The organism is Sorangium aterium, assembly GCF_028368935.1.
Lineage (GTDB): Bacteria > Myxococcota_A > Polyangia > Polyangiales > Polyangiaceae > Sorangium > Sorangium atrum.
Genome location: NZ_JAQNDK010000001.1, coordinates 1,309,335 through 1,324,290 on the forward strand (window position 1 = coordinate 1,309,335; position 14,956 = coordinate 1,324,290).

At 70.4% G+C, this 14,956-nt stretch carries 11 protein-coding genes; 8 read left to right on the forward strand and 3 right to left on the reverse strand.

Translation table 11 applies throughout. The annotated features are described in order from the left end of the window. Positions 1–181: 181 nt before the first annotated feature. Entirely contained in the window at positions 182–1,564 is a 1,383-nt protein-coding gene (locus POL72_RS04805; protein WP_272093821.1) for a S8 family serine peptidase, read from the forward strand. A 25-nt stretch (positions 1,565–1,589) separates the two neighbouring features. Here the strand turns inward: POL72_RS04805 and ssuD are convergent, their stop codons facing one another. Then, on the reverse strand, positions 1,590–2,729 hold the full coding sequence (gene ssuD, locus POL72_RS04810) for an FMNH2-dependent alkanesulfonate monooxygenase (protein ID WP_272093822.1): 1,140 nt from the start codon (positions 2,727–2,729) through the stop codon (positions 1,590–1,592). Positions 2,730–2,731: 2 nt separating this feature from the next. On the opposite strand from ssuD, the gene POL72_RS04815 reads away from it, so the two are divergent. From POL72_RS04815 to POL72_RS04835, 5 genes are all read left to right on the forward strand, one after another. After that, the gene (locus POL72_RS04815; protein ID WP_272093823.1) at positions 2,732–3,067 is read left to right on the forward strand and encodes a hypothetical protein; all 336 of its coding nucleotides are present in this window, start codon (positions 2,732–2,734) and stop codon (positions 3,065–3,067) included. Beyond that, positions 3,064–4,107 (forward strand): sulfonate ABC transporter substrate-binding protein, encoded by a 1,044-nt coding sequence (locus POL72_RS04820; RefSeq protein WP_272093824.1) that lies wholly within the window; start codon positions 3,064–3,066, stop codon positions 4,105–4,107. The genes POL72_RS04815 and POL72_RS04820 overlap by 4 nt, the downstream gene beginning before the upstream one ends. After that, positions 4,104–4,916, forward strand: coding sequence for an ABC transporter permease subunit (locus POL72_RS04825; protein ID WP_272093825.1), 813 nt, complete (start codon positions 4,104–4,106; stop codon positions 4,914–4,916). Before POL72_RS04820 ends, POL72_RS04825 begins: the two co-directional genes overlap by 4 nt. 4 nt (positions 4,917–4,920) lie before the next feature. Beyond that, positions 4,921–5,760 carry an ABC transporter ATP-binding protein gene (locus POL72_RS04830; RefSeq protein WP_272093826.1) on the forward strand — a complete coding sequence of 280 codons (840 nt, stop codon included), beginning with the start codon at positions 4,921–4,923 and terminating at the stop codon, positions 5,758–5,760. Between the two features lie 233 nt (positions 5,761–5,993). Continuing rightward, a complete protein-coding gene (locus POL72_RS04835) occupies positions 5,994–7,979 on the forward strand; it encodes a hypothetical protein (protein ID WP_272093827.1) in 1,986 nt (661 codons plus the stop codon). 174 nt (positions 7,980–8,153) lie between these two features. On the opposite strand, the gene POL72_RS04840 is transcribed toward POL72_RS04835, so the two are convergent. After that, on the reverse strand, positions 8,154–9,536 hold the full coding sequence (locus POL72_RS04840) for a hypothetical protein (RefSeq protein WP_272093828.1): 1,383 nt from the start codon (positions 9,534–9,536) through the stop codon (positions 8,154–8,156). A gap of 162 nt (positions 9,537–9,698) precedes the next feature. Between POL72_RS04840 and POL72_RS04845 the strand changes: the two genes are divergently transcribed. Then, entirely contained in the window at positions 9,699–11,174 is a 1,476-nt protein-coding gene (locus tag POL72_RS04845; RefSeq protein WP_272093829.1) for a DUF6688 family protein, read from the forward strand. Positions 11,175–11,530: 356 nt separating this feature from the next. Here POL72_RS04845 and POL72_RS04850 read toward each other — a convergent pair whose 3' ends face one another. After that, on the reverse strand, positions 11,531–12,451 hold the full coding sequence (locus POL72_RS04850) for a transposase (RefSeq protein ID WP_272093830.1): 921 nt from the start codon (positions 12,449–12,451) through the stop codon (positions 11,531–11,533). A 361-nt stretch (positions 12,452–12,812) separates the two neighbouring features. Between POL72_RS04850 and POL72_RS04855 the strand changes: the two genes are divergently transcribed. Further along, entirely contained in the window at positions 12,813–14,945 is a 2,133-nt protein-coding gene (locus POL72_RS04855; protein WP_272093831.1) for a DUF6055 domain-containing protein, read from the forward strand. The last annotated feature ends 11 nt before the right edge of the window (positions 14,946–14,956 follow it).

Consider the following 14,956-nt stretch of genomic DNA (forward strand, 5'->3'; position numbering starts at 1 on the left):
CGAGCGGCCCCCCGCATCCGGGAGAATCGACACAACAATCCGTCTCGGCACAACCTTGTTCATCGTGCGACAGGGCATTACGTACACCCTGCGAGCCGAGGATGGTGCTGCCATGAGCCACGCGAAGAGCCCAGGATCACCGGCATTCTCCCACGCGCGATTCACCGAAAAAATCGGCGTCTTGGCAGCCCTGAACGCGCTCCTCCCGGCGAGCGGATGCGTGACGGGGATCGACGATCAGCGGATCGCCACGCCCGAGGATCGCGCCGTCGTCGATCCGACGCCGACGCCGCGCGACTTCCGCGGCCAGAACGCGCGGCACAAGGTCCTGGTCGCCGTGCTGGACGCCGGCGTCGACTACAACCATCCTCTGCTCCTGCAGAACATGCACTTCTCGCTGGACGCCGCGGGGACGCCGGCGGCGCTGGGGCGCGACCTCATCGGCGACGACGTGTGGCCGGCTCCCTATGTGGCGCGCACCTCGCGCTACGACGAGCGGCTCGACGAGCGCTCGCGCGCCGCGTCCATGGCCGCGTGGAAGACGGCCTCACGGCTCGTCGATGCCTTTCCAGAGATGGCGCGCTTCTACCATCCGTCGCGCAACGTCGGGCAGGAGCTGAGCAGGAACGTCAAGCACGGGACGCACGTGGCCGGGCTGATGGTCTATGACCGGCCCGATATCGGGCTTCTGGCCTATCGGGTGATGCCCAGCAACAGGATCCCGAAGGACGAGAAGCCGCCCGGAGATGCCGTCGACAAACTGGCCCGGGAGACCTCCGCCGTCATCGAGGCCGCCGTGGAGGACGGGGCGCGCGTGATCAACATGTCGTGGGAGGTTCCGGGCAACGACACGCCCGAGCGACAGGAGATGCTCAGGACGCTGGCGAAGCGCCTCCGGACGACCGTGCTCCGGCACCCGCGCGTGCTCTTCGTCGTCGCGGCCGGCAACTCCAGGACCTGGCTGGACGGCAGCACGCGCGTGCACTACCCCTGCGGGATCGACGCCTCCAACGTGCTCTGCGTGGGCGCGCTGCGCGAGAATGATGACCTGGCGGCGTTCAGCAACATCCCTCTGAGCGGCCTGGACGTGGTGTTCACCCTGGGCGAGGACGTGCTCTCCACGGTCCCGAGCGGCATCTGCCCCGTGAAGGAGACCGACGTCCTGAGAAAGGAAGATCCCAGCGACGACGAGCTGAGGACCCTGGCCGAGGCCGCGGAGGCGCGGTGCGGGAACTCGTTCTTCCTGGAGAGGATGAGCGGGACATCGATGGCCGCGCCCATCGTCGCTCACGTGGCGGCCGAGATCCTGGTCGACGAGCCCGATCTGGTCGCCGCCGAGGTGGTCCGGGCGATCTACCGCAGGGCCACGCGCAGCTTCATCGGCGCCCTGCCGGTGTTCAAGCTCAGGATCCAGAAACCCTCATGGGTTGGCCTGGAGCCACGCTCCGGCGAGGACGACGAGAGCGTCGGCAGCGAAGCGCACACCGATGGCGCGGGGGGCCTCGATCTGGATCGACCGTTCGCTCCCGAGCCTGGAACCTGGGAGGCCTATCTGACGAGGTGATCGTCTCGGGGCGGGATCGGCCGCCTCAGCTCTGCGATCGGTGCGGGACGATGTCGTTGGCGATGATCTCGCCGAACGGCCCCGTGAGGTTCGGGCGGAGGCCTGCAGCCCTCCGCTCGACGGGGAGCCGCGGGAAGAGCAGCTCGGCGACCCGATAGGCCTCTTCGAGGTGCGGATACCCCGACAGGATGAACGTCTCGATCCCGAGCTCCGCGTACTCCTGCATGCGCTGCGCGACCGTCTCCGCGTCGCCCACGAGCGCCGTCCCGGCCCCGCCGCGCACGAGCCCGACGCCGGCCCAGAGGTTCGGGCTCACCTCGAGCGCGTCGCGCCGCCCCTTGTGCAGCGCCGCCATGCGCCGTTGCCCCTCGGAGTCGAGGCGCCCGAAGGCCTGCTGCGCCGCGGCGATGGTGCTGTCGTCGAGGTGCCGGATCAGGCCGTTCGCGGCGGCCCACGCCGCCTCGGCCGTCTCGCGGACGATGACGTGAAGGCGGATCCCGAAGCGCACCGTGCGCTGCTCCGCGGCCGCGCGGCGACGGATGTCCGCGATCTTCTCGGCCACGGCGGCCGGAGGCTCTCCCCAGGTCAGGTAGACGTCGATGTGGCGCGCCGCGAGCGCGTGCGCCGCGGGCGACGACCCGCCGAAGTAGAGCGGCGGGTGCGGCGCCTGGAGCGGTGGAAAGAGGATCTTCGCGCCCTTCACGCGCAGGTGCTGCCCCGTGAAGTCGACCGTCTCGCCGGCCATGACGCGCCGCCAGATGCCGAGGAACTCGTCGGTGACGACGTAGCGCTCATCGTGCTTCAGGAAGACGCCATCCCCCTCGGACTCCGCCGGATCGCCGCCGGTCACGACGTTGACGAGCAGGCGGCCGTCGGACAGGCGATCGACCGTGGACGCCATGCGGGCGGCCCACGTGGGCGACACGACGCCCGGCCGCACGGCGACGAGGAAGCGGAGCCTCTGCGTCAGCGGGATCATGGCCGACGCGACCGCCCAGGCGTCCTCGCACGATCGCCCGGTGGGGATCAGCACGCCGTGATAGCCGAGGTCGTCGGCGGCCTGCGCAATCTGACGGAGATAAGGGAGCGTGACGGGGCGCGCGCCCTCGGCGGTGCCAAGGTAGCGGCCGTCCCCGTGCGTCGGGAGAAACCAGAAGACGTTCATCGATGGAGAAGCTCCTCGCCCGTGCTTCGCCGGGTCAGGCGCGCGAGAGCACGATCCGCACCGCGCGCCGCGGCGCGCTGGGGCCCGCGGCGCCAGCGAACCTCGCCGGGCGGGCCGCTGCTGCCCTAGCAACACCGAGTGCTGATCGACTGCTGCTGGATCAGCTGTCGACCGCTCCTCCACGGGTGCTCCCCGGCGGAGCGCCACGCGTGGACCTGGCACAGCGGCTGCTGGACCAAGGTTTACTCCGCGAATCCGTCGCAGATGCAATTTTACATCATCAATATCATCCTTACGTGCTGACGTGGGTTGTAGAGGAGGCGAAAGAGCCCTCATGAGCAGGTACATCTCGTTCACGACGGTCCGCTCCGCGCTGCTGGGCTGCGCAGCTCTCTCGAGCTGGTTGCTGCTCGGGTGCGGCCGCGACGGCGGCGAGGCGGGCGCCACGGGCGAGAAGGCGGTGAGCGCCAGGGAGACGGCGGAGGACACGCGGGCGGCGGTGGTGGTCCGGCTGGGGTACCAGAAGATCGGCACGCCGTTTCTCCTCAAGGAGCGCGCGGAGGCCCTGACGAAGGCGCTCGAGGCGAGGAACGCCCGCGCCGAGTGGGTCGAGTTTCAAGCCGGTCCTCCGCTGCTCGAGGCGATGCGCGCGGGCGCCGTGGACGTCGGCCACGTCGGCGAGACGCCGCCGGTGTTCGCGCAGGCGGGCGGCGTGCCCTTCGTCTATGCCGCCACCGACGCGCCGGCGCCCAAGGCCGAGGCGATCGTCGTCAAGAAGGACTCTCCGATCCGCACGCTCGCGGCCTTGAAAGGCAAGCGCGTCGCCCTCAACCGCGGCTCCAACGTCCATTACCTGCTGGTTCGAGCCCTCGAGAGCGCCGGGCTGACGCTGGACGACATCCAGGTCGTCTTCCTCGCCCCCGCCGACGCGCGGACTGCGTTCGAGGGTGGCAATGTCGATGCCTGGGTGATCTGGGATCCGTTCCTGGCAGCGGCCGAGCTCGCCGGGGCCCGTGTCCTCCAGGACGGCGAGGGGCTCGTCGACAACCGCCTCTTCTATGTCGTCCGGCGAGAGTTCGCGGAAGCGCAGCCAGCGCTCTTGCAGATCGTGTTCGACGAGTACCGCGCGCTGAGCGCCTGGGAGGACGGGCACCGAGAGGAAGCCTCACAGCTCCTCGCGAAATCTTCGGGGATCTCGTACGAGGCATTCCTGCGATCCGAGCACCGGCGCGCGTTCCAAATACTGCCGATCACGCCCGAGATCGTGCAGAAGCAGCAGGCCATCGCCGATACGTTCCACAAGCTCGCGATCATCCCGCGCGACATCCGCGTCGAGGAGGCGCTCCTGCCGGCGTCCGCGAGCGGAGGCGCGCGATGACGGCCGGCGAAGCGCCGATCGGAGGCGGCGCGGTGCGCGGGTTCGGCGTGCGCATCGCGCCCTGGCTGGCCCCGCTGGCGCTCGTGATCCTCTGGGAGGTGCTGTCGCGGCTGCAGATCATCCCGAAGACCCTGCTGCCGTCGCCCGTGGAGGTGCTGGTCGCCGCCTCGAACGCCACGAGGAGCGGCGAGCTGCCCGCGCACCTCGGCGTGAGCGCGCTGCGGGCCGTCGGTGGGCTCGTCGTCGGCGCCGTCATCGGGCTCGCGCTCGGCCTCGGCACGGGGCTCTCGCGCCCGCTCCAGCTGGTCATCGACGGGCCGCTGCAGATGCTCCGGGCGATCCCCGCGCTGGCGCTGGTGCCGCTCGTGATCCTGTGGTTCGGGCTCGGCGAGACCGCGAAGCTCTTCATCGTCGCGATCACGGTGCTGTTCCCCGTGTACCTGAACACGTTCCACGGGGTGCGCAGCGTGGATCCGCAGCTCATCGAGATGGCGCAGGTCTACGACGTGCGGGGGTTCGCGCTCTACCGGGAGGTCATCTTCCCGGGCGCGCTCCCCTCGATCCTCGTGGGTCTGCGCTTCGCGCTCGGGCTCTCATGGCTCGTGCTCATCGTCGCGGAGACCCTCGGCGCGAGCCAGGGCCTGGGCTATGTCGCGATGAACGCCCGCGAGTTCATGCAGATGGATCTCCTGGTGCTCACGATCGTGCTCTGGGCCCTGCTCGGCAAGCTGGCCGACTCCCTGGCGCGGTGGCTCGAGCGCCGACTCCTACCGTGGCAGCCGCCGCTGCAGCGGCTCGAGGCGAGGTGAGCGAATGAGCGGTTCGGGCGATCAGACCGCCGGCGCGCGCGTCGTGCTGGAGCAGGTCGACAAGCGGTACGGTGACCGGCTCGCGCTCTCGGGCATCGAGCTCGACATCCGCCCTGGCGAGTTCGTGACGATCGTCGGGCGGAGCGGCTCGGGCAAGAGCACGCTGCTCCGCGTCCTGTGCGGCCTCGAGCAGCCGACGCGCGGCGCGGCGCGCGTCCTGGCCTCGAGGGAGGTCGCGGCGCGGGAGGCCGTGCGCGTCGTCTTCCAGGAGCCCCGGCTGCTGCCCTGGCGCACGGTGCTGGAGAACACGTGCATCGGCGGGCCGAGAGGGCGCGACGCGCGCGCGCGCGACGTGCTCGACCGGGGCGGGCTCGGAGATCGGCTGAACGACTACCCGGGCGTGCTCTCGGGAGGTCAGCGGCAGCGGGTCGCCCTCGCGCGCGCGCTCGTGCACGACCCGAAGGTGCTGCTGCTCGACGAGCCGTTCGGCGCGCTCGACGCCCTGACGCGGATCGGGGCGCAACGCCTCGTCGAGTCGCTGTGGGCGCAGCGCCGCTTCACGGCCATCCTGGTGACGCACGACGTGGAGGAGGCGGTCCTGCTCGGAGATCGCGTGCTGGTGTTCGACGAGGGGCGCGTCGTGGAGAGCGTCGCGGTGGATCTGCCGCGCCCCCGGGCCAGGGAGTTCCCGGAGGTAGGCCGCCTCGCCGGCGTGCTCCTCGACGCGATCTTCAGGAGATCTCCGGAAGAAGGAGGGCTGTCACGGCGCGCCCCGCGCGAGGACGCCGCCAGGCATCCCACGACCCTCTTGGCCCCCGCCGGCCTCGGGATCGCTCGTCATTGACTGGATGCCTCGCTCAGGCGCCACAGGCGCCGGAGGAGCGTTAGGCGCGGGCGCCGCCTGCGGCTCGTTCGCCGCATTGGCTCGCGGGGCTCGGCGTTCGCGGTGTGCGCGGTGTGCGCGGGTCCAGGTCAGCGGATGGCCGAGGCGATGACCAGCGCGGCGCGCCGCGAGCGCACCGCCTGGTGATTCCCGTCAGGAAGCTTGGTAAGGGTGCACCAGGAGACCCTCCCTGCATGGTGGCTTCGCGGCTCGCGCTCCTTCCCTTCACGCTTCTCGCTGCTTCGTGTGGTCCCGCCGCCGGGTCGGCCCCCGCGGCGCTCGCGCCGGCTTCGGTCGCCATCCCCCCCGCCCCGCTGGAAACGCCCGCGCGCGCCGCGGGCGCGCCGGCTGTGGATCCATCGGCCCCACTGACGTTGCCGATCGCCGCGATCCCGCCGGCAACCTGGGTCGAGCCGGCCCTCGGAGAGCAGGAGCGGGCGAGGGCCGGTCGGGACCCGTTCCGCGAGCACACCGAGATCGCCCTCGGCGAGCACGTCGCGATTTTCGCGGCGAAGGGAGGCGGCGCCGACCCCGCGGGCGGAGCCTTCGCGGTCGACGAGAAGCTCGGCGTCGTCGGCCCCCTGAAGCTGCCCGCTCGCTTCACCTGGGTTGGCGTCGCCGGCCCGCAGATCGACACGCTCTATGGGGCCACGCCGGATGGCGTGCTCCACCGCGCCGCCGGCGTCCGCGATGCACTGAGGCCGGACGGCGGCTTCGTGCCGCGTAGCAGCGTGCCTGGCGCGACGGCCTGGGACGCCGCCGGCGCCCTCATCGCGGCCGCGGCGGGAGAGCGCGTCAGCGTCTCCGCCGACGAGGGCCGCAGCTTCACCTCGGCCGTGGTCGCGCCCGGCAAGACGGTGCGCGCGGTGCTCGTGCGACCCGACGGCGTGCTCGCGGCCGTGGTCGAGGCGCCGGCGCGTGGCCAGCAGCCGGCGGAGCCCGACACGTTCCTCTCGCTGGATCGCGGGAAGACCTGGAAGCGATCTGCGTTCCAGCCGCGATCGATCGAGCGCGAAGGATCCTGGATCTGGAACGGCAATGCGAGCTGCCCCGCCGTGCTGAGCCGCGATGGCCAGGCGTGGACCAGGGCCGCTGCTGGCCTTTACGCCCGACCCTCGTTCGGCGTCGCGCTGCACCTCTCCCCCGCGATCCGCGCCACCGCGGCCGGCTCGTTCCGCTCGGCCGTCGCCCCGCCGGCGCCCGAGCCGCCCCGGCGCGGCGACACCGCGGTCGGGCGGGAGCCGCCTTGCAAAAACGACGACGATGGCGTCGTGGGCGGAATCGGACTCATCGGCGATGCTGGCGTCTCGTGCGGAGGCGCGCTCTGCCTGCTCGAAAGCGCCGCGCCGCGGCCACAGCCGACGCGCACACGGATCACGACGTTCGGCGACGGGATCTGCGAACCGACGAGCGCGCGACCGCCCGGCAGCGCCTGCGCCGCGCACCTCACGCGGCCACCGACGTTCGCGGTCGTCGACCACATCGCGAGCACCGTGACGCCTGTCGCGGCGCCCGAGGGGTGCCCGCAGCCGGTCGCGCTGCACAATGCCGCCGGGATCGGCGTGCTTGTCTGCCGCGGAGGCAGCGGGGGCGCGGTCCTCTTCGTGCGGGGCGCGCAAGGTGCATGGCATGCGGAGGGGAGCCAGGCGACCCCGGCCGAGGCGCTCAAGTGGATCACCGCGGCGCCGGATGGCACGCTGCTCCTGCTCGAGCCGACGCCGCCCGCGAGCGCCCGGCAGCGCGAGCCGCTGCAGGCGCTCGTGCGCAGCCCGCTGCCGCTCGGCACACCGCAGGCGTGGCGCCGGGTCACGGCGCCGGACGGCGTCGCGGCGCTTCCCGCTCCCGGGGGCGCGGCGCTCGTCGCGAGCTCGCCCACGGCCTCGGCGGGCAGACGCCTCGATGTGACGCTGGATCGCCCAGGTCAGCCGGCGCTTACCCTGGCGCGCGACGTGGATGTCGACCAGGACCTGACGCTGATGGAGCTGCGGGACGGGCAGGTGCGGTTCCGTGTGCGTCCAAAGCCCGCACCGGACGTCCAGGGAGGGCTGGGACCCCCGCCGCCCGCGCCGCCGGACGCACGTTGGCACGTGCTGACCCACGGCGGCGAGCTCGTGCTGGAGACGCCCTCCGGGCCGACGCCGCCGACCGACGGGCGCTTGTTGGGCCCCGCGAGGCGCTAGCGCCGCGTCCGCGCGGTCCCTCGCATCGCGGGACTCAACCACGTCACGGGCGATGGGCCGTCGCGGGACTCCGCTGGCGGGACTCAACCACGTCACGGGCGAGGGCCGTCGCGGACCCAACCACGTCACGGGCGATGGCGATAGCCGTAGACGCCCCCGCCGCCCTCACCGGGGTCAGCGCTCCCGGAGAAGGCGGTCCATCCGCCGGCGAAGCCCCTGGTTGCTCTCCCGCCTCGCAGCCTCGTTCAGCAGCTCGATCGCCGGCCCGCGCAGGACGGCGCCGTGCTCGAGCCCTTCGATCGCCAACCTCCGGGCGATCTCGCAGCGCAAGGACAGCGCCGCGCTCCACACCGCGCCGTCGTGGAGACAGCCGCGCAGGCCGGTCAGGAGCGGCCTTGCGGCGGCAGCGTCGTCCCTCGCGATCGCGCCCCTGAGCCTCGCCGTCAGCCGCATCCTTGCCTGATCCGAGCGCGTGGTCCCGCACGCGGCGATGGCCAGCGCCGCGATCTCCTCGTCGGGATCGGAGGTGAAAGGCCATACCGCATGGAAGAACGGGGTTCCGCCGGTCGCCACGGCCCCGAGGGCGCGGAGCAGCGCCTTTTTCTGGGCCAGGGACGCGGTCTGGAGGCGTGGGAGCAGGAGCGCCTGATCCAGGGTGAACTCCCGTCCAAGCCTGTCGAGGAACGCGGCGCAGTCCTCGTCGGCCACGTGGTCGAGCTCCTCGATCCACGCCTCGGGAACCGGGGGAAGTCCGACCTCCTCCCTGGACTCGAACCCTTCCTTGGCCCCGTCGAGCGCCTCGGCGAGCGCCCTCTGGACCGAATCCTTGTCCCAGGCCTCCGCCGTCCGCGCTTCAAGCTTCAGCGCGGCCAGCAACGCCTCGCCGGCGTGCCAGTGCTGTCCTGGATTCCTGACGATCAGGGCCGCCATCACGGGAGCGCGCCGCCACGGATCAGGAGAGGCGAGGGCCCGCTGGAGCGCCGACTCGGCCTCCGAAACGCGGTACTCGCGGAGGACGAGCGACGCGGCGTGGATGTCCTGCAGCGACGCTGTCCGCTCGATGAACCGCTCGATCGGGGCGATGAGGTCGGGATCGCTGGGTTCGTAGCCCGAAATGACGTGCTGAAGTACCGGCAAGATGTCGCGATCCAGGCCGTCCGGGTCCTGCGCTGCCAGGAGCGACACGAGGAGCGGAACATCGCCTGGGCGACCGGCTACCCACAAAACGAGGAGCGCGCTCCTGTGATTGCGGCTGTGTTGCCCGGGCGGGCCCCGGAGGGCCCTGATCGCCTGGACGCGCATCGCCCCGGCGATCTCGTGCAGGGGGTTGTCTCTTCCCCACCGGGTCTCGGCCTGGCAGCGCTGGAAGTACTCGAAGAGCCGGTTGATCGCCTCGCGGGAACCGGACCTGAGCACGACGCGCGCGAGCCTCACCTGCTCCTCGTGGCTCATGGCCGACGTAAGGAGATCCTCGACCATCGCGTGCGCCCGCCGCCGGAGCGGCCGCCCTTCGGCGGAGGTTGCGGGGCGCGGAGGGCGCTTTCGGTCCGGGCTCATGCCAGATCCCATGGATCCTATCAGCATCCGCTCGACGCGGGGTTCTCTGCGCGAGCAGCCGGCACGGCTCGCTCTCCGACGTGCGACGCGGCTCGCGAAGGACGCGCCCTCCACCTCGCAGGATGGATCTCCTGCGACGGGAGCCGTTAGCATGGTGGACGCATGCCGCAGCAGCCACCGCCCGAGCCGCAGCAGTCGCCGATCGAGCCGCAGCAGTCGCCGCCCGAGCCGCAGCAGCCACCGCCCGAGCCGCAGCAGTCGCCGCCCGAGCCGCAGCAGTCGCCGCCCGAGCCGCCGTTCTCGCTGACAGACGGTGCCCTCGCCGCCTTGGTCGCCACCGGCTACGGCGTTCCGGCGCTCGCGGCGCTGCTCTTCGGCGCGGCGATGCTGGTCCGAGTCGATGGCGCGATCTTCGTCGCCGGAGCGCTCGGGCTGGCCGGTTGGATCGGCCTGACCGTATGGACGTACCGCGCGATACGGCGCCGGGGGCGCGCTTCCTTCCAGGTGGCGGCCGAGGCGCTCACGCTGATCCTCCTGCCCGCCTGGGGCATGGCATACAGCCACGATGCCCCCGGGACGTGCGCTGTCCCGGCATGCGACGCCGGCACGACGGCGTTCCGGCCGCTCGCCGAACCGGAAGTCCACGGCCTGATCGCGCTGCACGCCCTCACCGCGCTCGCCTATGTCGTGTCACGACGCCGGAAAGAAGCGCTGCCTGGCGCTGCAGAGCTCGTCGTCCATGCAGCGCTGATCGTCGGAATTGCGCTCCACGTCCTGCTGGCGGTGCACTTCGGCCCTTGGGTCGGGGCCGGCCTGCTCGTGCCGCCGCTGCTCCTGCCATGCGTCGCGCCGGTGTTCACTGTCGTCTTCTATTCCGCCGAGCTGCGCGCTCGCCTCGTGCGACGGGGCGTCGAGGCCAGCGCGCCCGCTCCGTTGGCTGCTGCCGACCCCGCCTATCGCACGGGGCCGAGGCAAGTCCCGCTTCCGCCACCGCCCGCGATTCACCGACCCACGTTGTGGCTCGCCCTCGCGGCTTCCCCGCTGCTGCTCGGGGTTCACGCCGTCCTCCACGCGGCCTGGCTGGGACATCCGGCAGCCGCCCTCCAGGTCTTCACCCGCACGTGCGGATACACACTGTCGCAGCTCCCGATCGTGGAGCTGCCCGGCGACTGCCACTACCTGTGCACCGTCGCTGCACGCGGCCACACCTGGCTTGTGCGCCCAATCCGGCTCGGACGGCGGGGAGGCACGCCGATCCTCGTCAATCGCCAGCTCGCCATCGCAAACGCCTTCGAGGATCTGCTGCACGAGCGCTGGCCGCGTTTCGGCCGCGCGGCGCGGCAGCTCTACGACCGGATGGGGCTACCCGTGAGCCGGTACATCGGCGCCGCGTGGGCTGCCGATCTCGTCTATCTCGCGATGAAGCCGCTGGAGTGGGCGTTCTATCTGACGCTCCTGCTGCTCGATCCGCGCGCACCCGAAGAGCGGATCGACCGAATGTACAGGTGCGGCCCCGACCCGACCCGTGCGGCCCCGACCCGACCCGGGTTGAGCGATCGCACGACCCGACCCGCGCACGACCCGCACGACCCGACCCGGGTTGCGCACGACCCGACCCGGGTTGAGCGATCGGAGTGAGCGATCGGAGCGATCGCTCAAAAGCGTACGCAAGAGGAGACTCCACCCGGGTTGACCGTCACCGGATCTGGGCGCCCCCAATCCATGGATCGATCCGGATTGATTCAATCGATTCAGCACTCCTACCGGTCCATAACCGTCCCATTCTGTCAATCAGAGTTTATCTGAAGTCACAGGTCCAATCGCTGCGTACACACTCGACCCGGCCCCCGCTCGTAGGCGTGCGTGTAGTGCCATACACACGCTCTTCGCGCCCGCTCCGACCTCTCCAGACGGACGTTCCCCGAAGCACGGCAACACCAGATCGAAGTCGATCCCGCGTTTTTCACATCATTGTGAACAGCGCTACGCGGTATCTACACCAGAAGTTCGAAGACCGTCACGCTGGCGCCGTGGAACGTGCGCATCCACCAAGTTCCCGCCGGGAACACCACACTGCGTACCCCGGCGCGCCACCGTTCAAGCGCAGCGCGGTACGACGCACGAAACGCCCGCACCGCAGCGCCAGCGATTCGCCGTGCATCACCCTGCTCGCGACCAACCGCAAAGGTCGGATTACGTTCGCCCAGCGCCTCGAAGCTCGTGACGCGCTCGTACGGGGAGATCTTGCTGACTCGCTCAGCACCAAGAAAGCGACGCCCTTGCTGCTGCAGCGCCGCATGGGCCTGCGCCTCGTGTTCCCGGAGCGAGGCGGCGACCGAGTGGCGAAAGTCATCGATGCTGTCCTGCTCGATCGCCGGTGGCAACGCGAGAGGCAGCATCACTTCCTCGGGCCACTGTGGATTTTCCGGGTCGAGATACGCTACAGGACGCGCCGCGCGCAGCACGCCGCAGCCGAGCTCGCTCACATCGACTTTCGCCCCCGGCCACTCACGCGCATGCCGGACAAGCCCAGCGGCCACAGGGTTCGCGAGCACGTAGGCGATCTTCTCCACCACGACAGCGCGCGTCAGGAGGCGTACAACGCTCGTGGCCTCGTGGTCCCATACCGGTCCTTCCCACGCGCGAAGCACCTTGGTCCCGAGCGCCACAATGCGATGAAAGAACTGCAAGAAGCGCGGCAGGACTCCATTCACGTCCGTCACCACCAGGTGGAGATGCGTTGACATCGCGCAAAACGCGTGAACCTCGATCCCGAAGCGACCGGCTGAGACCGCGAGGGCGTAAACCAAGAGCTGGGTGATGGCTGCGTCAGGGCGCAGGAGCAGATGCCGACGCAAGACGCGACGAGTGATCATATAGGTAGCGCCGGGCGAGATCTCGCGGGGGTGGCTCATGGCCCGTCCACACCAACAAACGCTGTGCCAGAAACTGTAGTCAATCATTTCAAGCACTTATCATGCACCACAGGTGACGATCATAGCGGCAGAGGTGGCGGCCGCCATGCCACCCGCCACATCGGATGGCGGGTCTACGCAACCTGGGTCGGGTCTCAGGGTCGGGTCTCAACCGGGTCGGGTCTCAGGGTCGGGTCTCAACCGGGTCGGGTCTGGATGGGTCCAACCTGGGTCGGGTCGCGCCCAGCATCCGTCACGATGGCGCGGCCACGCCGGGCCACTCACTTCCGCCGTGCATCAGGGACCTTGGCAAGCATTGTTTTCTTTTGCATGGCGAGCGCGCTCCGAACGAGAATACAGCATGTTCGACCAAGCTTATGGCTCATCCGCGATACACAAACGCGCAGCCCGTGAGAGCTTCACTTACATATTCCGCACACCCGCGGGCGTTCGTCGGGCGACCCGCACATCGTTCCAGCGGCTTCTCGCGAACAGCAGGACGCTCGCTGTCGCCGCGCTCCTCGCTGCGTGCGGTCAGGCGTCGGAGGAACCTGCTCCGGCATCGGGGTCCGGCGGCGGCACGACGGCGACCTCAGGCACCGCCGGCGCCGGCACCACCGGAAGCACCGCCGGCACCGGTGAATCGAGCGGCGACGCGGCCGGAACAGGCGGCTCGACCGGGGCCGCGGGCGGCGGCCCCGGCGCCTGCGAGCAGGGCACGACGAGCACGGAGTGGGCGACGAGCTGCCAGAGCACGGGGGCCAGCTGCGCAGCAGGCGCCTGGAAGGCGCCGCGCGACGGCGGCGAGACGCGCGCGCCGCTGCGCCACGAGTCGGCGCACTTCGCCTTCTACTGGCCCGATGGGACGGACATCGACCTGAGCCAGGCGGAGGAGGCCGCGGACACGCTCGAGACCATCTGGAGCGCATACTTCGGCAGCCCGATCTTCTTCCCCGAGCCGTACTGCAAATCGGCGGACAAGTGGAAGGCCGCGGTCCACTTCGACGACAGCTTCCCGCTCTGGGGCGGCGGGTGGAGCCGCAACGGCGTCAACTACATGGGGATGTGGATCGGCCCCGGCGCCGCCCGCGACCCGTGGGGGCTCGCCCATGAGTTCATGCACGGCGTCCAGTCGATGACGCAGGCATTCCCCGATTGCGGCGGCACCGGCTGCTGGATCTTCGAGAGCCACGCGAACTGGATGCCGCATCAGATATGGCGGGACAACGTGCACTGCTCGGACATGCTGCCGAACATGCCGCACCTCTACTACGGCAACACCCGGAACCGCTATTGCAACTGGCAGTTCTTCGAGTTCCTGAAGGACAAACACTGCTACAGCGCCGTCAACGACATGTGGGCCTACGAGGCGCCACGCGGCCAGGGCGACCCATGGCAGAAGCTCATGCTGAGCCGTGGCTGGGACATCGAGCGGCTCAACGACGAGTTCGGCGAGTGGGCGATGCACAACGTCACCTGGGACTACAAGGACCCGCCGCCCACGGACGGAGGCGATCCATCCAGCGTGTATCGACAGAAATACGGCTCGATCGAGGCCGACATGACGTCGAACGGCCGCACGGATCGGCGACTTCGTCTCACGCGGCTCGAGGCGCTCGACGCGGACTGGGCGCAGAGTCGCCGCTTCGTCTCGCCGTATCACTGGGCGCCGCAGCGCTGGGGTTACAACGTCGTGCGCCTGCACCCGAAATCGGACGCGACCAGCGTGCGCGTCGTGTTCCGGGGCGTGACCCAGGCCGGCGCCGACTCCGGCTGGCGCTGGGGCCTCGTGGCGACGGACCCGGAGCTGACCACATCGCGCTACAGCCCGCTGCAGCGGGGGAGCGACGGCGAGCTGGACTTCTGCATCAGCCCCGGCGAGAACGTCTACTTGGTCGTGGTCGCGACGCCGACCGAGTACCAGAAGCTGATCTGGACGAACCCCTCGGACGGCCCAGCGTACCCGTCGATCTATCGCTATCCGTACATGGTGGAGATCGACGGAGCGTGGCCCGCCGGGTTCCAGGACGGCCAGCTCGACGCGTGTCCGCGGGGCACGGCCAGGCACGCGAACGGCGGCGGCTGCGCGCCCGAAGGCACGCCGTCGAGCGTCTACGTCGGTCCTTACGCGACCATCCTCGGCGGAGAGGTGAGCGGCGACGTCCGCGTCGAGGATCACGCGACCATCGTCAACGGCGTGATCTCCGGCGGCCGTGTCGGCGCGCTCAGCCTGGTCGGGCAACGCGGCTCGGGCATCCAGGCACGCGGATTCAACGTGAGCGGCTCGGCGATCGTGCAGACCACCTTCTATCCGCTCGGCTGGTTCGGCGATCGCCAGTCCGTCTCCGGAACAGCACAGCTGCTCGGAGATGTCGAGTTCGTCGGCACGTCGAAGTCGAGCAGCACGTTTTACGGGTTCGTCCCCGACGACTGGGCGGGCGTCTCGACGGTCACCGAGGTGACGGTCGCACCGCCGTACACCTGGCGGCGTTGAGGCCAGGATGC

Coding starts and splice junctions, on each gene's coding strand:
- POL72_RS04855 (WP_272093831.1), top strand. CDS start 12,813: ATGTTCGACCAAGCTTATGGCTCATCCGCGATACACAAACGCGCAGCC.
- POL72_RS04815 (WP_272093823.1), top strand. CDS start 2,732: ATGGAGAAGCTCCTCGCCCGTGCTTCGCCGGGTCAGGCGCGCGAGAGC.
- POL72_RS04830 (WP_272093826.1), top strand. CDS start 4,921: ATGAGCGGTTCGGGCGATCAGACCGCCGGCGCGCGCGTCGTGCTGGAG.
- POL72_RS04840 (WP_272093828.1), bottom strand. CDS start 9,536: ATGAGCCCGGACCGAAAGCGCCCTCCGCGCCCCGCAACCTCCGCCGAA.
- POL72_RS04820 (WP_272093824.1), top strand. CDS start 3,064: ATGAGCAGGTACATCTCGTTCACGACGGTCCGCTCCGCGCTGCTGGGC.
- POL72_RS04835 (WP_272093827.1), top strand. CDS start 5,994: ATGGTGGCTTCGCGGCTCGCGCTCCTTCCCTTCACGCTTCTCGCTGCT.
- ssuD (WP_272093822.1), bottom strand. CDS start 2,729: ATGAACGTCTTCTGGTTTCTCCCGACGCACGGGGACGGCCGCTACCTT.
- POL72_RS04825 (WP_272093825.1), top strand. CDS start 4,104: ATGACGGCCGGCGAAGCGCCGATCGGAGGCGGCGCGGTGCGCGGGTTC.
- POL72_RS04850 (WP_272093830.1), bottom strand. CDS start 12,451: ATGAGCCACCCCCGCGAGATCTCGCCCGGCGCTACCTATATGATCACT.
- POL72_RS04845 (WP_272093829.1), top strand. CDS start 9,699: ATGCCGCAGCAGCCACCGCCCGAGCCGCAGCAGTCGCCGATCGAGCCG.